We start from the raw sequence: 23337 nt of genomic DNA, 5'->3' as shown, positions 1-23337 counted from the left end.
ACATTGCAGTGCGGCATTTTAGGCCCGTTTTGGTAACGGCCTGATCAATGGATCTGCCGCTGCAAATTGGGTTCGTTCTTAATTTGGAACGCTAAGTGTTGGAATTGCCAGCTATTGCAAACTGCCTCACGCGCATATTGTCGCAACAAAGTTGCATTGCAAAATGCCCAATGGAAATCCGGAGAGACGTGATGTCATCGAAATCCAAATTACGATATGCGGTTGGCGCCGTCGCGATTGCGTTTGTCGCCGCGGGCGCGACCGGGCTTGTTCCCGTCCCGTTCATTCATGCAGAAGAACAGAAAGAAGCCCCGGCGGCGGCACCGGCACCGGCTGCTGTGCCCGCAACCGTTGCTGAAATTCATGATCAGAAAATCACGCGCTGGACGAGCTTTTCAGGCCGTCTTGAAGCCATTGACCGGGTTGAAATTCGCCCGCGTGTTGCCGGTGCGATTGAAGCTGTTCATTTTCGTGAAGGCGAACTGGTTAAGGCTGGTGACTTGTTGTTTACGCTGGACCCTGCCCCGTTTGAAACCGAGGTTGCCCGTGTTGAAGCACAGGTATTTTCGGCCCAGTCGCGCCTGAAACTGGCCACGACCGAACTTGATCGTGGCAACGAACTTTGGAAAACCCGGGTTATTACCCGCACAATTCTTGATCAGCGTCAGGAAACCAAACAAAATGCCGAAGCAGACCTGCGATCAGCACAGGCACAGTTGCGTTCGGCCAAACTGAACCTTGGTTACACCGAAATCCGCGCCCCTATTTCAGGCCGGGTGGGTGATATCCGCTTAACACCGGGCAACCTGGTGGCCGCGGGTGCCAATTCCGAAATCCTGACCACGCTTGTTTCGGTTGATCCGATTTATGCAACCTTTGATGTCAATGAACAGGCCTTGTTGCTGGCCATGCATCAAAATGAAGAACCGTCAGTCGATGCCGTGCATCAGATTCCGGTTCAGTTAAACAGCGAATTTATCGGCCCTGATACCATTAAGGGTCACGTGCAAATGATTGATAATGAATTCAATCCGCGCAGTGGCACCATTCGCGTACAGGCCGTGTTTGACAATAAAAACGGTCGTTTGGTCCCGGGGCAGTTCGCCCGCCTTGAATTGGGGCAAGCCAGTGCCGGAAGTGCGATTATGGTCGCAGAACGCGCGGTTGGCACCGATCAGGACAAAAAATACGTGCTGGTTGTTAATCCTCAGAACGTTGTCGAATACCGTGAAATCAGCCTTGGTGGCGAACAGGACGGGTTGCGCATTGTAACCAAGGGCCTGAAAGACGGTGATCGCATTGTTGTTGAAGGCCTGCAACATATCCGGCCAGGAATGACCGTCGCGCCCGAAATCGTCTCGATGGACCGCCGATCCATGGTTGAAGCGGGCAGCGAAGCCAAGGGAGATTCCCGCTCTTAATCAGGGTTGGGGGACAGAAATAACATGAACATATCGAAGTTTTTTATCGATCGCCCGATTTTCGCGGCGGTGCTGTCACTGCTTATCCTGTTGGGTGGGGTTATCTCCATTCCGCTGTTGCCAGTGTCCGAATATCCCGAGGTCGTACCGCCATCTGTCGTGGTGCGGGCCAATTATCCTGGTGCCAACCCCAAGGTTGTTGCCGAAAGTGTTGCCACACCGCTTGAAGAATCGATCAATGGTGTCGAGGGTATGCTGTATATGAGCAGCCAGGCCACCACTGACGGTTTGATGACCCTGACGGTAACCTTTGCCCTGGGCACAGACCCCGACAAAGCCCAGCAACTGGTGCAAAACCGGGTGTCGCAGGCCGAGCCGCGCCTGCCTGAAGAAGTACGCAATCTGGGTGTGACCACGATCAAAAGTTCACCCGACCTGACCATGGTTGTGCATCTGGTATCGCCCAACGGGCGCTACGACATGAACTATCTGCGCAACTACGCCATTCTCAACATCAAGGATCGCCTTGCCCGTATTCAGGGTGTGGGGGATGTTAATGCGTTTGGTGGCGGCGACTATTCGATGCGGATCTGGCTTGATCCGCAAAAAGTAGCCGAACAGGGACTTTCAGCCAGCGACATCGTTGCTGAAATTCGCTCGCAAAACGTTCAGGCCGCTGCCGGGGTGATCGGGGCGTCGCCCTCTGCGCCCGACCTTGATTTGCAATTGTCGGTTAACGCACAGGGGCGCCTTGAAGACCCCGAAGAATTTGGCAATATCATCATTCGATCCGACCCCGATGGCTCGGTAACGCGCCTGCGCGATGTGGCGCGGATCGAAATTGGCGCGTCGGATTATTCCTTGCGTGCCTTGCTTGATAACAAGGACGCCGTTGGTCTGGGCATTTTTGCAGCCCCTGGTTCCAACGCCATCGAAATCGCCGATAACGTGCGCGAGACGATGAAGGAAATCAAAACCTATATGCCCGAAGGTGTTGATTACCAGATTGTCTATGACACGACCGAGTTCGTTCGTTCCTCGATTGATGCGGTGATCCATACCCTGCTTGAAGCCATCATTCTGGTTGTTCTGGTGGTGATTGTTTTCCTGCAAACCTGGCGAGCTTCCCTGATCCCGGTTCTGGCGGTGCCAGTATCTGTGATCGGTACCTTTGCCGTCATGTATCTGTTTGGCTTTTCTATCAATGCGCTGAGCCTGTTTGGTTTGGTGCTGGCGATCGGGATCGTGGTGGACGATGCCATCGTGGTTGTCGAAAACGTTGAACGTAACATCGAACTGGGCTTTTCCCCGCGTCAGGCCACCTATCGTGCCATGCGCGAAGTCTCCGGGCCGATTGTGGCAATTGCCCTTGTGCTGGTGGCGGTGTTCGTCCCGCTGGCCTTCATCAGCGGCCTTACCGGGCAGTTCTATCGCCAGTTCGCTTTAACCATTGCCATTTCAACCGTTATTTCGGCGGTAAACTCGCTTACCCTGTCCCCTGCTTTAGCGGCATTGTTGCTTAAGGGCCACAACGAACCCAAAGACCTTTTGACCCGTATTCTCGACAAGGGCCTTGGCTGGTTCTTTCGCGGGTTCAACAAGGTCTTTAACAAGGGATCTCGTGGCTACAGCAAAGGGGTTGGCGGTATCGTCACCCGCAAAACCATCATGATGGGGCTTTATCTGGGCTTGATAGCCCTGACATTTGGCCTGTTTCGTGAAATTCCGCGCGGCTTTGTGCCGACACAGGATAAACAGTACCTGATCGGTTTTGCCCAGTTGCCCGATGGCGCAACCCTGGACCGTACCGAAGATGTTATTCGTAAAATGGGTGACATTGCCCTTGCCCATCCCGGTGTTGAACATGCGGTGTCGTTCCCTGGTTTGTCGATTAACGGCTTCACCAACAGTTCGAATTCCGGCATCGTTTTTGCCACCCTTAAACCGTTTGACCAGCGCACAGACCCAAGCCTGAGTGCCGGTGCAATTGCCGGGCAGTTAAACCAGCAATTTGCCTCGATCCCGCAGGCTTTCACCGTTATCTTCCCGCCGCCCCCGGTTCAGGGTCTGGGAACAACGGGTGGCTTTAAAATGCAGCTCGAAGACCGCGCATCGCTTGGCTACAAGGCCCTTGATGATGCCCGTCAGGCCCTGCTTGCCGCGGCCTACAAGGCACCGGAACTGGCTGGTCTCTATTCGACCTATCAGGTTAGTGTGCCGCAGCTTTTTGCTGATATCGACCGCACAAAGGCACGTCAGCTTGGTGTTTCGGTTAGTGATATTTTGCAAACCATGCAGATCTATCTTGGCAGCATGTATGTCAACGATTTCTCGATCTTTGGCCGTACCTATAGTGTGCGTGTTCAGGCCGACGCACCATTTCGTGCCCATGAAGACAATATCGGCGATCTTGAAGTACGCAGTTCTAACGGCGACATGGTTCCGCTTTCGGCTGTGATGACAGTGACACCGACCTTCGGTCCGGAACGGGCAATGCATTATAACGGTTTCCTGTCGGCCGATATTAACGGCAACCCTGCTCCGGGATATTCGTCGGGTCAGGCGCAGGATGCCTTGCAACGCATTGCCGATGAAACCTTGCCGCAAGGTATTTCATATGAATGGACGGAACTGACCTATCAGGAAATTCTGGCCGGCAATACCGGGGCTATCGTTTTCCCGATTGCGCTTTTGCTGGTGTTCCTGGTGTTGGCTGCCCAGTATGAAAGCCTGACACTGCCAATCGCCATTATTCTGATTGTGCCAATGGGGCTGTTGTCTGCCTTTACCGGTTTGTACATTTCCGGGGGGGATAACAACGTCTTTACCCAGATCGGTCTTATGGTGCTGGTGGGGCTATCGGCCAAAAACGCAATCCTGATTGTGGAATTTGCCCGCGAACTTGAATTTGGCGGTAAAACGCCAATGCAAGCTGCAATCGAGGCCAGCCGGTTACGATTGCGTCCGATCCTGATGACGTCGATGGCGTTTATCATGGGGGTTGTGCCGCTGGTTCTGTCCACCGGGGCTGGTGCCGAAATGCGCCAGGCTATGGGCATCGCGGTGTTCTCTGGCATGATCGGCGTTACGGCGTTTGGCTTGTTCCTGACCCCGGTGTTCTATGTGATGATGCGGCGTTTAACGGGTAACCGCCCGTTAACCCAGCATGGCCACGATAACGAACATATTCCGGTGGTTTCACACGCCGATGAATAATTCATCACGTTAACGTGACAAAAACTTGCCAAAGCCCCCGGATCATCCGGGGGCTTTTTTCGTTTAAGCTCAAGGATCTAAATCCTGTTCGCCATTCCGTTTTTCAGCAGAGCACCCGTTGATGCCCCTAAAAATGATCCGGCCCCGCAAGCCTGAAGCAACCGGGGATCAAACACCGGCAACCTCGTTATGGCGATATGTCTGGCGGATGAGCGGATGCCACCAAATATGGGTGTCGTTGCTGGCGGTTATTGTGGCGGCACTCAGCATGTTGCCAATCGAACTGCAACGACGGCTGGTCGATGATGCAATTACGGATGGCAAACTTGATTTGCTGTTAAAACTGGCGGCGGCCTATGGCGGGGTTTTGGTCCTGCACGGCATTTGCAAATATCTGTTGCGGCTTTATCAGGGCTGGTTAAGCGAAAGCTCCATTCGCTATAACCGCCTGCATCTTAGCCAGTTGCACGAAGAACATGAAGGCAAGCAGGCCCACGAGGAAGACGGCAAGGTCGTTTCCATCATCGGCGCAGAAATTGATAAGTTAGGGGGCTTTGTTGGCGAATGTTTGTCTCAGCCGGTGGTGAATACAGCAATGCTGGTATTTGGTTTGGGTTATATGATGACCAAGGCGCCATTGGTTGCCACCATCGGGCTTGCGGCCCTGATCCCACAGGTTTTGCTGGTGCCGCTGGTGCAAAAACGCATCAATATCCTGATCGCTCGCCGGGTTAATACCATGCGCCGTGTCAGCGACGATCTGACCCACCTGCCCCATGACGATATTGACCTTGATGAAACCAACCTGCCCGATCGCATTGATCTGCTTTACCGTAACCGGATGATGACCTTTGTTTTAAAGTTTGGCATGAAGGCGATCATCAATTTTTTAAACGGAGCAACGCCGCTTATTGTGCTGATTGTCGGGGGATATCTGGTGATCGAAGGTCAAACCACCATCGGGATCGTGGTTGCGTTTATTTCCGGCTTTGACCGCCTGTCAGACCCGATGCGCGAAATGCTGTCTTATTACCGGGTGGCGGCACAGGCCAATGTGCAACATAAAATGATTGCACGCTGGATGAGGTAAGTTCCGTACCGTTCTGAATTTAAGGCGTTTAGGCGCTGTTAAATTTCAATCACCAGGCCATCATAAGCCGGGCCAACATGGCGGGGCGTCATATCGTTGATGTGATCGTAATCTACCTGGATGCTCATATGGGTAAAATAAACCTGTTGTGGTTTAAATTCTTCGACCCATTCCATAACCTTTTCCAGATGCGCATGTGTGGCGTGCGGTGTTAACCGCATGCAATCAACCACCCAGACATCAAGGTCATATAAAAACTGACGGGAATAGTCCGGCAGGTTCACAACATCGGTTGAATAGGCAAAGTTTCCCACCCGGAACCCCAGGCTTTCGCAAAAACCGTGATCCTGGGGAAAGACCTTGACCGACACACCGCCGATATCAAGGTGCCCGTCAATCTGATGGGGCACCAGCACCGGTTTGTAATAAAAATCAACACCGTCAGCCAGCGGTTGCAACACGTAAGCAAAGCGTTGTTCCAGTGTCTGGATCGTCTCGGCGGAGGCATAAATGTCAATTGGCCGATGCATGGCAACGTTGATCCAGCGCAGATCATCGATGCCATGAACATGATCAGCATGGGCATGGGTAAACAGGATGGCATCGATATGTTTGATATCGGCGGCCAGTGCCTGTTCGCGAAAATCCGGGCCAACATCGACCAGAATTTTCTGTCCGGATTCTTCTATCAGGATCGAACTGCGCAAACGCCGGTTTTTAGGATTATCCGGGTTGCACGCCCCCCACCCCAAACCAACGGAAGGCACCCCGTTTGAGGATCCGCAGCCAAGGATGGTTATTTTCGTCACTGTTCGCCTGCTCCCACAACGCTCAGGCGCGAACGGTCCGCCTTGGTGAACAGGGCAAAGAAGTTGTCCGTCGTGATCCGGGCGATTTCATCGGTGCTAACACCTTTGATTTCAGCAAGTTTTGCCGCCGTATGGGCCACAAATGAAGGTTCGTTCGATTTGCCACGTTTGGGCACCGGTGCCAGATAGGGTGAGTCCGTTTCCACAATCAAACGGTCCAGCGGCACATCGGCAACGGCATCGCGAATGGCCTTGGCCGAATTAAAGGTGATAATTCCCGAACAGGAAATATAAAACCCGATCTTCAAAGCCCGCTGCGCCAGCTCGGCCGACGAACTAAAACAATGGATAACGCCGGGAAAAGCGCCTTTGGCATATTCTTCTTCCAAAATATCCATCGTATCGTCATCGGCATCACGGGTATGCACAATCAGCGGCAACTGGGTTTCGCGGCACGCCGCAATATGGGCGCGGAAACTTTGCTGCTGCGCATCGCGCGGGGCATTGTCATAAAAATAATCCAGCCCGCTTTCACCAATGCCGATCACTTTCGGGTCTTTGGCTTTTTCAATCAGGATATCGGGGCTCGATAGCCCTTCTTCGCCCGCTTCGTGCGGGTGAACCCCCACTGTGCAATAAATGTTATCGGCACGTTCAGCCATGGCGCGCACCTGATCAAAGGTCGTCATCCGCACGCCAATGCTCACCATCATGCCAACGCCCGCATCGCGGGCACGCGCCATGGTGCCCGCAAAATCGTCAGAAAACTGGGGATAGTCCAGATGGCAATGGCTGTCGACAAGGGCGACATTCATGCCTTCTCTCCTTCTGTTTCCGGTTCAACATAACGCGGGAAAACACCGGCCGGTTTGGGAAGGTCCGTTCCGGCGACCAAAGCATGTTTCGCACCAATACGATCAAACCCGCGTTCATCATCGCCCAAGGCCAACTGGTCGAGAATTTTCGCAGCAGATTCCGGCATCAACGGCTGAACCAGAATACCAACATGGCGAATGACTTCTGCCAGCACATACAAAACTGTTTCCATGCGCGCCGGATCGGTCTTTTTAAGACCCCACGGTGCCATTTCATCGACATACCGGTTGGCATCCCCAACCAGCAACCAGATGGTATCAAGCATTTTGTTAAATGCCTGTACGTCAATCTGCACACGAACAGCATCCAGCAGGTCATGCGCCTTGGTCAAAATAACCTTGTCGGCATCGCTAAACTCGCCCGGTGTTGGCACCTTGGCATTGCAGTTTTTGCCAATCATGGACAAAACACGCTGACACAAATTGCCAAGGTCATTGGCCAGTTCGCTGTTCATGCGGTTGACCATCGCCTGATGGGAAAAATCACCATCATTACCAAATGGCACTTCGCGCAACAGGAAATAACGGGTTTGATCCAACCCGTATTTGGACGTCAGATCATAAGGATCAATGACATTTCCGGTTGATTTGGAAATTTTCTGGCCTTCATTGGTCCACCAGCCATGGGCAAAGACCCGCTTGGGCGGCGCAATCCCTGCTGCCATTAACAAAGCGGGCCAGTAAACCGCATGGAAACGGGCAATGTCCTTGCCCACCATGTGCAGGTCGGCAGGCCAGTATTTGGCCAGTTTTTCGGGGTCAACATCAGGGTAGCCAACTGCGGTCAGATAGTTGGTCAGGGCATCGACCCAGACATACATCACATGGTCTTCATTGCCAGGAACCGGCACACCCCATTTAAAGCTGGTGCGCGACACCGACAGATCGTGCATGCCACCTTTGACAAAGCTGATAACTTCGTTGCGACGCGAATTGGGCGCGATGAAATCGGGATTATCATCATAGAATTTTAACAGGCGGTCGCCCCATTCCGACAATTTGAAGAAATAGCTGGGCTCGGACACCCATTCGACCGGCGCCCCCGTCGGGGCAAGCTTCTGACCGTCTTTTTCGATCAGTTCCTTTTCGGCGTAAAACGCCTCGTCGCGGACGGAATACCAGCCGTCATACGAACCCAGATAAATCTCGCCCTTTTCCACCAAAGTGTTCCACAATGCCTGACAGGCCTTTTTGTGGCGTTCTTCGGTGGTGCGGATGAAATCATCGTTGGAAAAATTCATATGCACAGCAAGATCGCGGAAATTTTGCGAAACCTGATCGGTAAAGGTTTGCGGATCAATGCCTTTGGCAGCCGCCGATGCGTCAACTTTCTGACCGTGTTCATCTGTTCCGGTCAGGAACATCACATCAAAACCGTCCAGACGTTTGAACCGCGCCATCACATCAACAGCCAGCGTGGTATAGGCATGGCCGATATGGGGCTTGTCATTGACGTAATAGATCGGCGTGGTGATGTAGAAGGGCGGTTTTTGCCCGGTCATGATCGCAATCCTTCGTATTAAAGCATGACGCAAAACGGCCCTTGCGGGCCGTCCGGTCATATATATTTAAATCAGCCCAGCCGCACTAGCCTCGAATGGTGGCTTCAAGCATGAAAAACGCATTTAAAAGCGCCTGCTTGCGGTCCAGATGAAGCCCGCGCGTCGCTGACATCAGGTCGGTGATCTTTTCCCACACCTCCAGCCATTGATCAAGCGGTTGCGCAGCAGCCATGCGTTGCATGGCAGGCAATTCACCGCTTACCACCTCGCGCGGGGCCGTTCCTGTTGCCGCAAACCGGATCATACGCGCCAGCCACCAGTTTAACAGCGCCGTTACCGTCACAAAGGCTTCATCGCGATCGGCGGGCGAAAACCGTTCGGCAAATTTGTGCTGGGCGGCAACATCGGTGTCGGGCAAGGTCGCAATCAGGTTCACCAGCTCGGTATACAGTTCCAGCCCGCCCACGTCGTGCAATTGCAACGCCCGGCCAATGCTGCCATCGGCCAGTCCGGTCAGGGCGTGAATGTCGGCTGTTTCCATATCCGGGCAATATTGCGCCAGAAGGGATCCGACAGTCTCATCATCAAGCGTGCCCAAATTCAACCGACGGCAGCGCGACCGAATGGTCGGCAGCAATTTTCCAGGTTGATGGGCGATCAGGATCATCATCGCATTTGCGGGCGGTTCTTCCAAAACCTTCAAAATGGCATTGGCGGCATTGCGGTTAAGTTCATCTGCCGCATCGACAATCACCACACGCCACCCACCCTCGGCCGAGGTTTTGGACATGAAGTTGCCAACGGCACGTACATTTTCCACAACAATTTCGCCCTGAAGGCGTTTTTTCTTTTCATCGTAAAGGCGTTCGATCACCTTCAAATCGCCATGCCCGCCCCCGGCGATACGGCGAAAAACCGGGTCGTCGGGCGAGACATACAAACTGGTCGGTACGTCTCCAAACAGACCACCCCCGGCATTTTCACCGCCATGCGACAGGGCAAACCGCGCCATGCGATAGGCAAGGGTCGCCTTGCCGACGCCGCGTGGCCCGCACAGCAACCATGCGTGATGCATGCGTTTGCTGTTCCATGCGTCAACAATCACCTGTTCGGCGGCGTCGTGGCCCTTTAGCTGGTGGTTTTTTCGAGGAGTCGGGTACCCCCGATCCTCGTCATCGTCTGTGCTCATGCGGGTTGACTTGTCAAAAATTGTTCGACAGTTGCCGATATGCGGGCGGCGACCGTTTCAATATCGCCGTTGGCATCAATAACGCGACAGCGGTGTGGCTCGGCGGCGGTGATTTCACGAAATCCCTGCTGCAAGCGGCGATGAAACGCCAGTTCCATTTTTTCAAACCGGTCTTCGGCGGCACTGACATTGGCAAAACGTGCCCCTGCCCGTTCCAGCCCGGTTTCAAGCGGCAAATCCATCATTAATGTCAGATCGGGTTTAAAATCATCAATGGCCAGTTTCCACAATTGACGAATAAAATGGGCCCCCAACCCGTGGCCATAGCCCTGATAGGCCACGGACGAGTCTGCAAAGCGGTCGCATAACACCACCTGCCCCTGTGCCAGTGCCGGGCGGATGGTGCGTTCAACATGGTCGCGCCGTGATGCAAACATCAAAAGTGCTTCGGTTACGGCATCCCAGCGGCCCGGATCCCCGGTAAGCAAAAGGGCGCGGATTTCCTCCGCACCCGGTGACCCGCCTGGTTCGCGGGTGACAACAACGTCACGACCGCGATGGCGAAACCATTGCTCTAAAAGGCGGATCTGGGTGGATTTTCCACTGCCTTCTCCGCCTTCAAAGCTGATAAAAATTCCGTCCGGGGTACTCACCCGTTGCTGCCTCCCCAGACCAGATACTTGATCGCCGCGCCAATGCGCCCGACCAGGCCAAGCCGTTCAACACCGGTTTTGGCATAAAGCGGAAAAGACTGGGCATCCTGATTGGGAATTTGAACTTTCAAGGTCGCAACCTGCTGGCCTGCGCTGATTGGTGCCGGGATCGGCCCTTCATAAACGACAGAAACCTTCATATCCTTGCGATCCTTGCGCGGAACTGTCAGCGTGATGTCCTGATCGGTAACCAGATCGACCTTGCCGGTGTCGCCCAGCCAGATATCGGCAGAGCTGACAACATCATCTTTTTTGAACAGATGGTAATTGTCAAATTCGCGGAAACCCCAATCAAGCAGCTTTTGTCCTTCGGTGCGACGTTCGCGCATCGAATGCATGCCCATGGCCACCAGAATCAAACGGCGGCCATCGCGTTTCGCCGTTGCCGTCAGGCCAAAACCAGCGGTTTCGGTATGGCCGGTTTTCATGCCGTCAACACCGGCACTGGTACCCAAAAGCGGGTTGCGGTTGTGCTGGCGAATACCGTTATAGGTAAAGACCGGTTCGCTATAAAATTTATACAAATCCGGAAAATCGTGAATGGTCCGGTGCGCCAGCACCGACAAGTCATGTGCGGTGACCATGTGGCCTTCGGCCGGCCAGCCCGTCGCGTTTTTAAATACCGACTTGGTCATGCCGATTTCGCGGGCTTTTTCCGTCATTTCATGGGCAAAGGCATCTTCGGTACCGGCAATGCCTTCGGCCACAACAATGGCGGCATCGTTACCGGACTGAACAATAATCCCGTGGATCAAATCATAGATCGAAACGTCGGAATTAACCTCGACGAACATTTTCGATCCACCTTTTTTCCATGCTTCTTCACTGACATGGAAGGTGTCTTTCAGGCTGAGGCTACCATTTTTGATGCGATCAAACAGCATGTAGATCGTCATCATTTTGGTCAGCGAGGCCGGTTCGGCAAGATCGTCGCCATTCTTGTTTAGCAGAACTGCGCCAGTGTCATAATCAACAAGATAGGCTTCACGCGCGATGGTTTCGATTGACTGTGCGTGGCTGGCAGTTGCCGCCATCGCTGTCCCCAGAAGCACTGCCCCGGCCAAAAGCCGATTGAATGTGGCTTTGCTCGGAATTGACGGAAGTAAATTCATAACGTCCTTGTCCTGTTGATTTATTTCGTCCCCGAAGGATTGGCCGATGGCCAACAGGGCTGTCCTATGTCGCAAATTGGGCAAAAATGTGCAACCACGTCTTTACCCGTCTATCCCCGGTCAAATTAACACCCGGCAGGTGTGTTTCCCCCTGCCCCGGCGCATTCCACGATCACCCGTGCTCCGGTTTGGCCGGATGCCAGAACCCGTTCAAGTAAAACATCGGCTTCTGGTACGGTTGCCATCGGGCCCAGGCGGACCCGATAAAATGTCGTCCCTTTTACATCGATCGGCTCGATTTTGGTCGGTGCAAGATTATAAAGCTGATTTCGCAGGTTCAGCGCATTGTCATAAACGGAAAAGGCACCGGCCTGAACATAAATTGCACTTGGCGGCACGGCTGAAACATTTACTTCAGGATTGGCCTGTGCGGTGACGGCAGCGTCGTTTGTGACTGACGCAGGATCATATTTCGCCCGTTTGGCCAAAGCGGGTGCCGGGCTGTCATTAAAATCGCCTGGCGCCTTCTTGCTTTGCGGCGCATCAAGCGACACCGTTTCGACCGATGCCCTTGGGGCCGCGGTGACGGTTTCTTTTTCCGCCGCTGTGACCATGACAGATCCACCTTTACCCTGCGCAATCAGGGCGGCCTGCTGGCTTTCGGCTTCGAGAACCTCAACCATGACCTTGGCGGTTCCTTTTTGCTCGAACCCCAAAAGCTGGGCGGCCTTGCGCGACATATCAATAATGCGGCTTCGCGCAAACGGCCCACGGTCATTGATCCGAACTTTCAGTGACCGGCCATTTTCCAGGTTGGTCACCCGCACAATGCTGGGCAATGGTAATGTCCGGTGGGCGGCCGAAACTTCATTCTGGTCAAATATTTCGCCATTGGCGGTGTATTTTCCGTGAAATTTCGGCCCGTACCACGATGCAATGCCGGTTTCGCGGTATTCGTAATCGACAGCAGGGTAATACCATTGCCCGGCAATTTCATAGGGCTTGCCAATTTTATAAGCGCCGGTCTGAGCCGGGGCGGATGTCTGGTTTTGCGCCCCGATCCGTTTCACACTGTGAACGGCAAGCTGGGTTTCCGCACAGCCAGCCAGCATCACCAGTATGGTGGCAACCCCTGTCACTTGACAGCCAAGGCGCCACAACGGGCGAGCCGGTCGGAGAGCTGATTTGGGCATCCAGTTTTTCCTTGTCATTCCAGGATCGTCACGTAACCGATCAACGACCGGCAATGGCATCGGCAAGTGTACCAACCGCTATGGCAAAATAGGTCGAGCGGTTCCAGTGCATAATGGTATTGAAATTGTTATAAACCATATAAGCAGGTCCGGCACCGTCATTTACCAGCACAATGGCGGCCTTCATATCGGCAGTTGGCAGGTTGCTGCCATCGGGCATGCGAACGCCCATGTTCTGCCATTCGGCAATCGGCTTGCGCACATCGCGCCCGGCTTTGCTGGCATCAAACCCTTTGGGCAGGCTGATTTTGCGGCCCCAGCGTTCGTCTTCTTTCCAGCCGACCGACGACAGATAATTCGCCGCCGATGCAAAGACGTCTTCCTTCTGGGTCCATAAATCGATTTTGCCATCGCCATTGCCATCGGTGGCATAGGCCATAAAGGTTGAGGGCATAAACTGCGCCTGCCCCATGGCCCCGGCCCACGAGCCTTCCATCGCGGCGGCCGAGATATGCCCGGCATCGATAATTTTCAGCGCCTTGATCAACTCGCCTCGGAAATAATCCGCCCGGCGGCCTTCAAAGGCCAGGGTTGCCAAAGAATCGATCACGGAAAACCCGCCGGTATGTTTGCCAAAACCGGTTTCAATGCCCCAGAATGCGGTCAGGTAATGCGCAGGCACACCGTATTTTTTGGCAGCCGCTTCAATAATGTCGCGATTTTCGGCAAATTTGCGCCGTCCTTCGTCAATGCGCGACTGCGGCACAACACGCTGCAAATATTGCTCGAAGGTCAGTTTGAATTCAGGCTGGCTGCGGTCGAGTTCAATCACCCGCGGAATCGGCTGGGTATTGGCAAAGGCCTCATCGAGTGTTTTTTGCGTAATGCCATCTTTAAGGGCATCGCGTTTAAAATCTGCCAGCCATTTATTGAACCCTTCTGTCGTGAAGGCGGGCAAAGGGGCATCTGCGGGCGCGGCCAATACGGGGCTTGCAATCACAAGCGCACCAAGAATCGTGGCAACAGTACCGAGTGTCCGAATTTTCATATTGTTCGCCCTGTCCTTGTCAGAATAAATTCGTTTTGCTTTATTTACCCCCTGTCAGGGGGCCGGAAACCACGTTGAGGTTCGCCCTGTCCAGTAATAGGCAGTCAGGCCAGCAAACTCTTTCAACGCATTGTCCAGCATCTTGATAGAATGCGAGACGTTAATATCTGTTAAATGGCGGTGCGCTGGCGCGATATAATCCACCGGCCAGGCGATAATTGACCAGCCATATTGCCGAAACACACCCATTGCACGCGGCATATGCCGTGCCGAGGTTATCAGCAGCCATTTTCCCTGTGCGCGTTCCGGCCAGTTTTTTATCACCAACTGATAGCTCAGCGCTGCATTTTCAGCCGTGTTGCGGGATTGATTTTCATACACAATGTTGGTGGCATTAATCCCGCGCGCGATCATATCCGCCTGCACAGCATCGGCCTCGTTAAAACCGCGCGCCACCAGGGCGCCGTCGGCCCCGCTATAAATAACGGGTATAGCAGGATAGTGATTTGCCAGTTGCAGCATGCCAAAAATCCGGTCAGCCGAGCCATTATACTCAACCAGTCCGCGTTCGATATATTGTTCTCCGTCAACGGCGCCACCCAGAACGATGATGCCGGCAATGTTTTCGCCATGAATGGATTCGAGTGTCGGGCGGGGAAACCGGTCTTCAAGAATTTGCACACCGTATTGGCCAACCGGGCATACTGTGACCCCGACGCATATCATGGCAATAACCACCAATAGCGCGTGGGCAGCACGCCGGGTTGCTTTAAACAGTACCAAAACAAGGGCCGTGGCAAACCCCAGCGTCACGAGGTTTCCAGGTTGCAAAAAGAAAGCCGCAATCTTGGAAAATATAAAAAACAATGTGTCCCCCGTTTTTCGATCAACCGGCAATGCCGGGCCATGTCCGTAGCCCAGCTTCAGTACCAGCGCAGGGCCTTGGCCCCAAAATGTAATTTTATCGGCCATGGAAGCAATAACATATATTGACAGCACCCCGTCGTGCCCTTATTGAAGGGCCGCACCAAACAGACCACATTGCGGAGAGATGGCAGAGTGGTTGAATGCACCGGTCTTGAAAACCGGCGTGCCTTTACGGGTACCCAGGGTTCGAATCCCTGTCTCTCCGCCACCTTTCCCGCCAAGTCATCACATAATTCCTTGTTGGTTTCCGAATCTTTCGGCGACAAAAATGATCATGTTTTAGTCATGGATTCTTTTTGCACTGAATTTGGGCAGACAGTTTGTTGCGTAAAATCCCGTATGCCCGCAGAATTTTTGCCAAAACCAGCAAAGCGACGCGGCATATCGTGCGGGTTACACCATTTTCTTCATAGATATGTAAAAAATCAGTAGAAATACGGGGTCATCACGCGCCATTATTGGCAGGCAAGATGATATTCGGGGGAATCATTTTATGGTGGCGATGCTGCCTGGCTCCCCTTTTCAAACGTCATTACAAGACGAAAAATACAAACAGGGGGCTCTTTTTTACGTTATGAGCACAGCAACACCCGCCCTTAAAGTCGAAGGGATGCACAAAAGCTTTGGTGATCACGAGGTGCTCAAAGGCATTGATCTGACCGCCAATACCGGTGATGTAATTTCCATTATCGGATCGTCCGGGTCTGGTAAAAGCACTTTCCTGCGCTGCATCAACCTTCTTGAAACGCCCAATGCCGGACATGTTTTTGTCCATGGCGAGCTGATCAAGATGCGTGCGCTGGCCGACGGCAGCCAGGAACCCGGCGACAAAAAACAGTTACAGCGTATCCGTACCAAATTGGCGATGGTGTTCCAGAGCTTTAATCTGTGGAGCCATTTAACGATTCTTGAGAACGTTATTGAAGCCCCGGTACATGTGCTGGGCGTTCCCAAAAAACAGGCAATTGAGCGTGCCGACGCCCTTTTGCACAAGGTCGGCATGTATGAACGCCGCGATTATTATCCCGGTCATATTTCCGGTGGTCAGCAACAGCGTGCGGCGATTGCGCGTGCGTTGGCGATTGAGCCCGAAGTTATGCTTTTTGACGAGCCGACCTCGGCACTTGACCCGGAACTGGTTGGGGAAGTTTTAAAGGTTATGACCGATCTGGCCGAAGAAGGCCGGACCATGCTGGTGGTGACCCATGAAATGAGCTTTGCCAAGGGTGTGTCCAACAAGGTCATGTTCCTCCATCAGGGGCTTGTCGAAGAAGCCGGGGACCCGAAAGAGGTTTTCGAAAATCCAAAGTCAGAACGCATGAAGCAATTTCTTCAGCGCGATTACTGATCTGGACATTCCGGCGAGCGGTGGCGGGCCGGAACAGGGAAATGCAGCATAAGCTGTCTTCTCGTTACAACAAGGGAGACTATGAATGAAGAATTGGATCAAGGCTGCTGCGGTCGCAGCTGTCGGTATTGCATTTAGCGCATCTGTCGCAAGTGCCGCCTGGGACAAGGTTGTGGTTGCTACGGAAGGTGCATACCCTCCGTTTAACTTTGTCGATAAAGACGGCAAACTGCAGGGTTTTGATGTCGATTTCACCAACGAACTTTGCAAAACTGCAGGCGTTGAATGCGAAATCGTCGCTCAGGACTGGGACGGGATTATTCCGGGTCTGCTGGCAAAAAAATATGATGCCATCATCGCTCAGATGTCGATCACGGATGAACGCAAACGTTCGATCGATTTCAGTAACTATTACTGCACCACCCCGGCTGTTTTTGTTGGCAAAGACGGCATGAAAATCGAAGCCTACAAAGATGGCAAAGTTGTCGAAGGTGCGCTTGATGGCATGGTGATCGGCGTTCAGCGTTCGACCACCCACGCAAACTTCCTTGAAGACAATTTCCCCAATACTGAAATCCGCATGTATGACACCCAGGACAATGCATTGCTCGACCTGACGGCTGGTCGCATTGATGCAACCCTGGCTGATTCCGGCGTTTTGCTGGAATGGGTCAATTCCGATGCCGGTAAAGGCTATGGTTTCGTTTCCGATACCTTTGCCCCGGTTGAATGGTTTGGCGAAGGTGCCGGTATTGGTCTGCGCAAAGAAGACCAGGACCTGAAAGAACTGTTCAACAAGGCACTGGCCGAAATGCTGGCCAATGGCTCTTATGAAAAATTGAACAAGAAATATTTCGAGACCATCAACCTTCATCCGCGGTGATCGGTTCAGAAACAGGGCGACACCATGGTGTCGCCCTTCCCTTATTGTCGGGCTTTTCTATAACCGGCATCAAGGCATGCGGGAGAGATCATGTTTGATTTATATGGCCGCGGCTGGCAAATGCTTGATGGTGGAATTGTCACCATTCAGTTGTGCCTGACTGTTCTGCCTTTTATGATTGTTATTGGCCTGTTAGGGGCGTCGGCAAAATTGTCGCGTTTTAAAGCCCTGCGCGTCATTGGTGAAAGCTATACGGTTATTATCCGGGGCATTCCCGAACTTCTGGTTATTTTACTTATCTATTTTGGCGGCACCATTGCGGTCCAGAACATCGCTGAAATGATCAGCGGTGCAGAAACCCGCGTTGACATTCCGGCGTTCTGGTCCGGGGTTGCGGCACTGGCGCTGGTTCAGGGGGCATTTGCCTCCGAAGTTTTTCGCGCGGCCATGCTGGCCATTCCCAAAGGCCAGATCGAGGCTGCGATTGCCACGGGCATGACCCCCACCCAGATTTTCCGTCGCATCAAGCTGCCGCAATTGTGGCGCTTTGCCTTGCCGGGCCTCAATAACCTGTTTCAGGTGCTGATCAAAGATACGGCGTTGATTTCTGTGGTCGGCGTTGAAGAAATTTTGCGCAAGGCCGCGGTTGGTGCAGGCACGGAAAAAGCCCCGTTTACGTTTTATCTGGTGGCAATGCTGATGTTTCTGGCATTTACCACCGTGTCGCTTTTCGCGTTTAACCGTCTTGAAAAGCGGGCTTCCCGCGGTATTGCGAGGGCATAGACATGTTTGAAGATCTGATCTATGTGCTGGGCAAATATCACGGCTGGCTGTATGACGGGCTGCTGCTCACCTTGCAGTTGCTCGTGATCGCTGTGGCTTTCGGAAGCCTGCTGGCCATTCCCCTTGCCATCGCCCGGACGTCGAAAAACTTGTGGGTACAGGCGGTTCCTTTCGGGTTTATCTACCTGTTTCGCGGAACGCCGCTAATCGCCCAGCTGTTCATGATGTATTACGGCGTCGGACAGCTTGTTTCCAATATCGATGGCATTCAGGACAGCTGGACGTGGCAGTATTTGCGCGATCCCTATTGGTATTGCCTGTTAACCTTTATCCTGAACACAGCGGCCTATGTTGCTGAAATAATGCGCGGTGGCATCAATAACGTGCCCAGTGGCGAGGTCGAGGCGGCGCGTGCCTGTGGCATGACGCCAGCCACAACCTATCGCCGGATCATTTTTCCGCGCATGTGGCAAATTATCTGGCCTGCTTACACCAACGACGTCATTTTCACCCTGAAAGCCACCTCGCTGGCGTCCACCGTAACAATGATGGAATTGACCGGGGCGGCACGCAAAATTGTGGCCCGTACGGCCCTGCCCTATGAAGCCTTCATTTCGGCCGGGATCATTTACCTGATCATTGTTTACGTGCTGACATTTGGTTTCAAAGGTATTGAAAAATATCTGCGCCGCAACGAAGTCCGCGAGGCCGATAAAAAACCGACGGTTAAAATCGGTGTTCAGGCCTGATACCCATCTGTTTCCACATCGACAGCGACCGGTGCCTTACCGCCGGTCGCACTTTAAAGGTTACCAACGATCATGACCCGTTCATCCGTCGCTGGTGCGTCTGCACGCCCGCGTAAAAACATGCGACTGGCCGTCAAACTGCCTTTGCTTGTCGCGATCAGCTCGCTGATATCCATTCTTGTTCTTGGCGCTGCCGATTACTGGCTGGCCTCGAACGATATCCGCAGCCTGTCGGCCGACAAGCTGACGGCGTTACTTGATGCGCGCACCTCGACATTGAACCGGTTGTTCCGGGTTGAAAACCAGTCGGTAGAACGCCTGGCAAGCAGCTTGCAGATCAAGGAAGCCAATGACAGCTTTGCCTCGGGCTGGGCCCTGGAAGGCGACGGACGGGAAAAAAATCTGCGGCGGTTGTTTATTGATGAAAACCCCAACCCTGCCGACAAGCGCGCCGAACTGACCAAACCCGAAGAACGCACCCCTTACACCCGCTATCATAACCGTTTTCACGTTGATTTGCGCGGCATTGCGACAGAACGGCAATATCGCTCACTGATGCTGGTTTCGCTGACCGGGGATGTGATTTATACCGTTAACAAACGCGATGAATTTGGCCGCAATATCAACGATGCCCAGTTCCCCTATCCCGGCTTGTCTTCGTTGCTAAAAGGTGTGATGGCAGATCCGGCGAACACCCCGGTCGCCTTTGGTGACTTTTTACGTAACGTTCCGGATATGATTTCACGGTTTATCGTGGCCCCCATCATTGCCGACAAAGGCGATGTACGCGGTTTTCTGGTGGTCGAGGAACCGGTTTCAGAAATTAACGACGTCACCGCCGATCCTGCCGGTTTGGGCGACACCGGGTCGATTTATCTGGTCGGGCCGGACAAACTGTTAAGAACGGTCGATCGTCAGATGAATGCGGCGGAGGGTGGTAACGAGCCCGTGCTGAATGTCAGCCACGATACCGCCCCGGTGGCGGCTGCAATGGCGGGTGAAACCGGGGTTATGACCTATCGCGATGCCGACAATGTTGAAAAGGTTGCCGCCTATCAGCCTATTCAATATGGCGGGACAACATGGGCGATGATTGCCGAAGCCCGCGTTAGCGAAATTATGGCGCCGATTGCAAACCTGCGCAATTCCATGATCTTGCGCGCGATTGCCATTCTGGTGGTGATCGGGCTGGTCGGGCAGTTTATTGTCCGCCGGGTTATCCGCCAGCTTGACGACGTTCGCGCCACCATGGTCCGTTTGGCTGATGATGATCTGGCAGCTGAAATTCCATCCACCGACCGCACCGACGAAATTGGCGAATTTGCCCGTGCCCTGGCTGTGTTTAAACGCAACATTCAGGAACGGCGCACCATGCGGCGCAAGGAAGAAGAAAAGAAAGCCGAGCAGCTTGAACATAGCCAGCGTCTTCAAAACCTTACAGAGGAATTTGAAGGCGAAATCACCAATATTCTGACCACATTGAATGTGTCGATGGGCCATTTGGACCATGCCGGTCAATCGATGATGTCCGCCGCCGAAAAAACCCGCTCGCTGGGTGGCGAGGCCCTGGGGCATTCGCAAAATGCCGCCGATGACGTCACCACGGTGTCGACAGCCACGACCGAGCTTTCGTCCTCGATTGATGAAATCGGCCGCAGTTCGTCAACCGCCCTTGGTAGATCCGAGGAAGCCGTGGCCGAAGCCGAGGCCGCCAATGGCAAAATCCTCGACCTTGATCAATCGGTTAGCAAAATCGGTGAAATTGTTGCCCTGATTAGCGGCATTGCCGAACAGACCAATCTTTTGGCCCTGAACGCCACGATCGAGGCCGCACGCGCCGGGGATGCGGGCAAGGGTTTTGCCGTGGTTGCCGGGGAAGTAAAAAACCTGTCCTCGCAAACAGCCAAGGCGACCGAGGAAATCAGCCGTCAGATTGCCGAGGTACAGGGTGAGACTGCCGAAGCGGTCAAGGCGATTGAAACCATTACCCGAACGATTGGCGAACTTAGTGTTCTGACCGGCAGCATATCGACGGCCATCGAACAACAAGGCAGTGCGACCGCCGAAATTTCACAAAGTGCAACATCGGCCGCGCGCGGAACGCAGTCTGTTATTTCGTCAATTGACGGCGTGGCCCGTGCGTCGGAAGAATCAGATGTTGCCTCGCGCGAGGTTGCGCGCGTCTCTAACGAGCTAAGCCAGCAGGGTGTTTCCCTGAAATCAGCTGTGGATGGTTTTTTGTCCGGCGTTCGGCGCAACTGATCTAATCTGTAATCTCTATTATCTGCTCTCGATTTATTTTCAACATGTCGGCGCCACCAACGACCGGCCCCCTAACCTAAAGGTATGAAATGCAGCAACAGCGCATTGAACTTCTTCGCCCCCAAATGGGCACCACCCGCGCCCTGACCGTGCGCACCTATGGAACAGTCGGCAAAGGGCCCAAAGCCTATTTTCAGGCCGCCCTGCATGCTGACGAACTGCCCGGTGTGCTGGTGTTGCACCATCTTGAAAAACTGCTGGCTGATGCCGAAACCAAAGGCGAGATCCTTGGCGAAGTTGTGGTCGTCCCGTTTGCCAACCCGATCGGCTTTACCCAGTATGTGGATATGAAGCCGCTGGGCCGGTTTGACATGCGAACCGGGCAAAACTTTAACCGGCATTACCCCGATTTGTGCGACGAGCTGATTGTTGCGGTAAAAGGCAAACTGGGCCAGAACGGCACAGAAAATGTTGCCATTATCCGCACCGAACTGCGCCGCCTGATCAAGGAGCGCCGGGCATCATCCGGTCCTATGACCGATTTGCAAGATTTGCGCTTTACCCTGGCCGAACTGGCAATTGATGCCGATCTGGTGATGGACCTGCATTGTGACTGGGAAGCCGCCATGCATCTTTACACCAGCGATTCCAGTTGGCCCGATGCCGCCGATTTAAACGCCCAAATCGGTGCAGGTGCCTGCCTGATCGCCGAAGAATCCGGTGACAACCCGTTTGACGAAGCCTTCAGCCTGCCATGGGTGGTGATGCGCCGTGAATATGGCGAAGCGTTTCCCATTCCCATGGCAACCTTGGCAACCACCATCGAATTGCGCGGTGAACAGGATGTGTATGACCATTACGCCGCCGAAGATGCTGCCAACCTGTTTTGCTTTCTGCAACGGCGCGGCGTGATCGCGGGCGACCCCGGCCCCCTGCCCGTTGCCAAATGCGATGCAACCCCCTTGGCTGGCGTGGACCGTGTGACAGCAACCCATGGCGGCATGATCGTGTTTTCAACAAAGCCGGGTGGCATGGTCAAGGCTGGTCAGGAACTGGGATATGTTCTTGACACCGAAACCGGTGAAAAAACACCGTTTAGCAGCCGCACAGATGGCTTTATGTATGCCCGTGTTGGTGGGCGGCTTGTGGTGCCAGGCGGGTTGTTATGCTCGGTCGCGGGGCCAAATGTTTTGCCCGGCAAAAGTGGCAATCTGCTAACTGCGCGTTGACGGTTGCGGGCGGAAGCGATAGCTAGAATATCTGATTTGCAGGGTCCGGACAGTTGTTCGGGCCCTGCCTGTTTACGGCACATCACAGGGCGATCATAATGTTCGACACTAAAAGCATAGCGGAAACAATTGAAACGGCGACAAAATCTGTCGTTGTCAATGTGGCAACAGCCAGGCGGGCCATTTCTGTTCTGGATCTGACCAGCCTGAATGATGACGACACTATCGAAACCATTGAAGCCCTGTGTGCCAAAGCCCAAACCCCGGTTGGCAATACCGCAGCGGTGTGTGTCTATGCACCTTTTGTTGAAACGTCGTGGAAGGCGCTTGGCCAAAGTGGCGTTAAAACAGCCACAGTGGTTAATTTCCCCGACGGTGGGGAAAACGCCCAGCGCGTTGCCGATGAAACTGCCAATGCCGTTGCTGCCGGTGCCGATGAAATTGATGTTGTTTTGCCCTATCGGGCGTTTTTGGCGGGCAATATAGATAGTGCCGCCGAGGTTATAACCGCCACCCGGCAGGCCTGTGGACCCTTCATGACGTTGAAGGTTATTCTTGAAAGCGGTGCATTCCCCGATACGCAAACCATTTACGATGCCGCCCGTCTGGCAATTGCCAACGGGGCCAATTTTGTCAAAACCTCGACCGGGAAAGTACCAGCCGGGGCCACGCCGGAAGCCGCCATTGCCATGATCACGGCCATTCGCGATGCCAAGGCAGAACAAGGTTTCGATTGTGGGTTCAAGGCATCGGGGGGGGTTAAAACAACGGCGGATGCCGGGTTGTATCTGGCCATTGCCGACCACATTATGGGGCCGGACTGGGCGACACCGGCGACGTTCCGTTTTGGGGCCAGCGGTGTTTTGACCGATCTTTTGGCCGTTTGCGGTGTAAATACCGACCCGGTATCGACAAATGCTGGCAACTATTAACCCGAATACCTATTTGTGAGCCAGCGATCCGTGTTTTTGGGCATGGGCCGCACACA

General features: G+C 53.7%; 19 protein-coding genes and 1 tRNA gene. 11 read left to right on the top strand and 9 right to left on the bottom strand.

The annotated features are described in order from the left end of the window. Positions 1-191: 191 nt before the first annotated feature. From TMES_RS12645 to TMES_RS12635, 3 genes are all read left to right on the top strand, one after another. Entirely contained in the window at positions 192-1421 is a 1230-nt protein-coding gene (locus tag TMES_RS12645; RefSeq protein ID WP_085583065.1) for an efflux RND transporter periplasmic adaptor subunit, read from the top strand. Between the two features lie 24 nt (positions 1422-1445). Beyond that, a complete protein-coding gene (locus TMES_RS12640) occupies positions 1446-4637 on the top strand; it encodes an efflux RND transporter permease subunit (RefSeq protein WP_085583063.1) in 3192 nt (1063 codons plus the stop codon). Between the two features lie 121 nt (positions 4638-4758). Continuing rightward, positions 4759-5727 carry an ABC transporter ATP-binding protein gene (locus tag TMES_RS12635; RefSeq protein ID WP_085583061.1) on the top strand — a complete coding sequence of 323 codons (969 nt, stop codon included), beginning with the start codon at positions 4759-4761 and terminating at the stop codon, positions 5725-5727. Positions 5728-5765: 38 nt separating this feature from the next. Here TMES_RS12635 and TMES_RS12630 read toward each other — a convergent pair whose 3' ends face one another. The 9 genes from TMES_RS12630 to TMES_RS12590 all read right to left on the bottom strand — a co-directional run bounded on the left by TMES_RS12630 (position 5766) and on the right by TMES_RS12590 (position 14981). Beyond that, positions 5766-6536, bottom strand: a complete 771-nt coding sequence (locus tag TMES_RS12630) for an MBL fold metallo-hydrolase (protein WP_085583059.1) — start codon at positions 6534-6536, stop codon at positions 5766-5768. Next, positions 6533-7351 carry a TatD family hydrolase gene (locus TMES_RS12625; protein ID WP_085583057.1) on the bottom strand — a complete coding sequence of 273 codons (819 nt, stop codon included), beginning with the start codon at positions 7349-7351 and terminating at the stop codon, positions 6533-6535. Before TMES_RS12625 ends, TMES_RS12630 begins: the two co-directional genes overlap by 4 nt. Continuing rightward, positions 7348-8913 (bottom strand): methionine--tRNA ligase, encoded by a 1566-nt coding sequence (gene metG, locus TMES_RS12620; protein ID WP_085583055.1) that lies wholly within the window; start codon positions 8911-8913, stop codon positions 7348-7350. The genes TMES_RS12625 and metG overlap by 4 nt, the downstream gene beginning before the upstream one ends. 85 nt (positions 8914-8998) lie before the next feature. After that, positions 8999-10102, bottom strand: coding sequence for a DNA polymerase III subunit delta' (locus tag TMES_RS12615; protein WP_085583053.1), 1104 nt, complete (start codon positions 10100-10102; stop codon positions 8999-9001). Continuing rightward, positions 10099-10755: a dTMP kinase gene (tmk, locus tag TMES_RS12610; RefSeq protein WP_085583051.1), complete on the bottom strand. Its 657-nt coding sequence runs from the start codon at positions 10753-10755 to the stop codon at positions 10099-10101. The genes TMES_RS12615 and tmk overlap by 4 nt, the downstream gene beginning before the upstream one ends. Continuing rightward, positions 10752-11927, bottom strand: coding sequence for a D-alanyl-D-alanine carboxypeptidase family protein (locus TMES_RS12605; protein ID WP_085583050.1), 1176 nt, complete (start codon positions 11925-11927; stop codon positions 10752-10754). Before TMES_RS12605 ends, tmk begins: the two co-directional genes overlap by 4 nt. Before the next feature lie 125 nt (positions 11928-12052). After that, positions 12053-13120 carry a septal ring lytic transglycosylase RlpA family protein gene (locus TMES_RS12600; RefSeq protein WP_085583048.1) on the bottom strand — a complete coding sequence of 356 codons (1068 nt, stop codon included), beginning with the start codon at positions 13118-13120 and terminating at the stop codon, positions 12053-12055. Positions 13121-13160: 40 nt separating this feature from the next. Further along, complete coding sequence (locus tag TMES_RS12595) at positions 13161-14168, bottom strand: lytic murein transglycosylase (RefSeq protein WP_085583046.1); 1008 nt, start codon at positions 14166-14168, stop codon at positions 13161-13163. Positions 14169-14222: 54 nt separating this feature from the next. Next, positions 14223-14981: a YdcF family protein gene (locus TMES_RS12590; RefSeq protein WP_158091235.1), complete on the bottom strand. Its 759-nt coding sequence runs from the start codon at positions 14979-14981 to the stop codon at positions 14223-14225. A gap of 232 nt (positions 14982-15213) precedes the next feature. Between TMES_RS12590 and TMES_RS12585 the strand changes: the two genes are divergently transcribed. The 8 genes from TMES_RS12585 to deoC all read left to right on the top strand — a co-directional run bounded on the left by TMES_RS12585 (position 15214) and on the right by deoC (position 23281). Continuing rightward, a tRNA-Ser gene (locus tag TMES_RS12585) sits at positions 15214-15303 on the top strand. A 366-nt stretch (positions 15304-15669) separates the two neighbouring features. Next, positions 15670-16443, top strand: a complete 774-nt coding sequence (locus TMES_RS12580) for an ABC transporter ATP-binding protein (protein ID WP_085583042.1) — start codon at positions 15670-15672, stop codon at positions 16441-16443. Between the two features lie 85 nt (positions 16444-16528). After that, entirely contained in the window at positions 16529-17326 is a 798-nt protein-coding gene (locus tag TMES_RS12575; protein ID WP_085583040.1) for a transporter substrate-binding domain-containing protein, read from the top strand. Between the two features lie 90 nt (positions 17327-17416). Beyond that, positions 17417-18109, top strand: a complete 693-nt coding sequence (locus tag TMES_RS12570; protein ID WP_085583038.1) for an ABC transporter permease — start codon at positions 17417-17419, stop codon at positions 18107-18109. A 2-nt stretch (positions 18110-18111) separates the two neighbouring features. After that, a complete protein-coding gene (locus tag TMES_RS12565) occupies positions 18112-18858 on the top strand; it encodes an ABC transporter permease (protein ID WP_085583036.1) in 747 nt (248 codons plus the stop codon). 72 nt (positions 18859-18930) lie between these two features. After that, the gene (locus TMES_RS12560) at positions 18931-21120 is read left to right on the top strand and encodes a methyl-accepting chemotaxis protein (protein WP_085583034.1); all 2190 of its coding nucleotides are present in this window, start codon (positions 18931-18933) and stop codon (positions 21118-21120) included. 89 nt (positions 21121-21209) lie between these two features. Next, on the top strand, positions 21210-22349 hold the full coding sequence (locus tag TMES_RS12555) for a succinylglutamate desuccinylase/aspartoacylase family protein (RefSeq protein WP_085583032.1): 1140 nt from the start codon (positions 21210-21212) through the stop codon (positions 22347-22349). Between the two features lie 98 nt (positions 22350-22447). Continuing rightward, positions 22448-23281 carry a deoxyribose-phosphate aldolase gene (gene deoC, locus TMES_RS12550; RefSeq protein ID WP_085583030.1) on the top strand — a complete coding sequence of 278 codons (834 nt, stop codon included), beginning with the start codon at positions 22448-22450 and terminating at the stop codon, positions 23279-23281. Positions 23282-23337 lie beyond the last annotated feature (56 nt).

It is taken from the genome of Thalassospira mesophila, assembly GCF_002115755.1.
Taxonomy (GTDB): Bacteria; Pseudomonadota; Alphaproteobacteria; order Rhodospirillales; family Thalassospiraceae; genus Thalassospira; species Thalassospira mesophila.
Note: the sequence above shows the minus strand (reverse complement) of the source record. Positions and strands in the feature narration are given on the sequence as shown.

Excerpts from the sequence above, each read along its gene's own strand:
- TMES_RS12645 (WP_085583065.1), top strand. The coding sequence starts at position 192 with ATGTCATCGAAATCCAAATTACGATATGCGGTTGGCGCCGTCGCGATT.
- TMES_RS12605 (WP_085583050.1), bottom strand. The coding sequence starts at position 11,927 with ATGAATTTACTTCCGTCAATTCCGAGCAAAGCCACATTCAATCGGCTT.
- TMES_RS12565 (WP_085583036.1), top strand. The coding sequence starts at position 18,112 with ATGTTTGAAGATCTGATCTATGTGCTGGGCAAATATCACGGCTGGCTG.
- TMES_RS12555 (WP_085583032.1), top strand. The coding sequence starts at position 21,210 with ATGCAGCAACAGCGCATTGAACTTCTTCGCCCCCAAATGGGCACCACC.
- TMES_RS12560 (WP_085583034.1), top strand. The coding sequence starts at position 18,931 with ATGACCCGTTCATCCGTCGCTGGTGCGTCTGCACGCCCGCGTAAAAAC.
- TMES_RS12615 (WP_085583053.1), bottom strand. The coding sequence starts at position 10,102 with ATGAGCACAGACGATGACGAGGATCGGGGGTACCCGACTCCTCGAAAA.
- TMES_RS12570 (WP_085583038.1), top strand. The coding sequence starts at position 17,417 with ATGTTTGATTTATATGGCCGCGGCTGGCAAATGCTTGATGGTGGAATT.
- metG (WP_085583055.1), bottom strand. The coding sequence starts at position 8,913 with ATGACCGGGCAAAAACCGCCCTTCTACATCACCACGCCGATCTATTAC.
- TMES_RS12640 (WP_085583063.1), top strand. The coding sequence starts at position 1,446 with ATGAACATATCGAAGTTTTTTATCGATCGCCCGATTTTCGCGGCGGTG.
- deoC (WP_085583030.1), top strand. The coding sequence starts at position 22,448 with ATGTTCGACACTAAAAGCATAGCGGAAACAATTGAAACGGCGACAAAA.
- TMES_RS12595 (WP_085583046.1), bottom strand. The coding sequence starts at position 14,168 with ATGAAAATTCGGACACTCGGTACTGTTGCCACGATTCTTGGTGCGCTT.
- TMES_RS12575 (WP_085583040.1), top strand. The coding sequence starts at position 16,529 with ATGAAGAATTGGATCAAGGCTGCTGCGGTCGCAGCTGTCGGTATTGCA.
- TMES_RS12600 (WP_085583048.1), bottom strand. The coding sequence starts at position 13,120 with ATGCCCAAATCAGCTCTCCGACCGGCTCGCCCGTTGTGGCGCCTTGGC.
- TMES_RS12580 (WP_085583042.1), top strand. The coding sequence starts at position 15,670 with ATGAGCACAGCAACACCCGCCCTTAAAGTCGAAGGGATGCACAAAAGC.
- TMES_RS12625 (WP_085583057.1), bottom strand. The coding sequence starts at position 7,351 with ATGAATGTCGCCCTTGTCGACAGCCATTGCCATCTGGACTATCCCCAG.
- TMES_RS12635 (WP_085583061.1), top strand. The coding sequence starts at position 4,759 with ATGCCCCTAAAAATGATCCGGCCCCGCAAGCCTGAAGCAACCGGGGAT.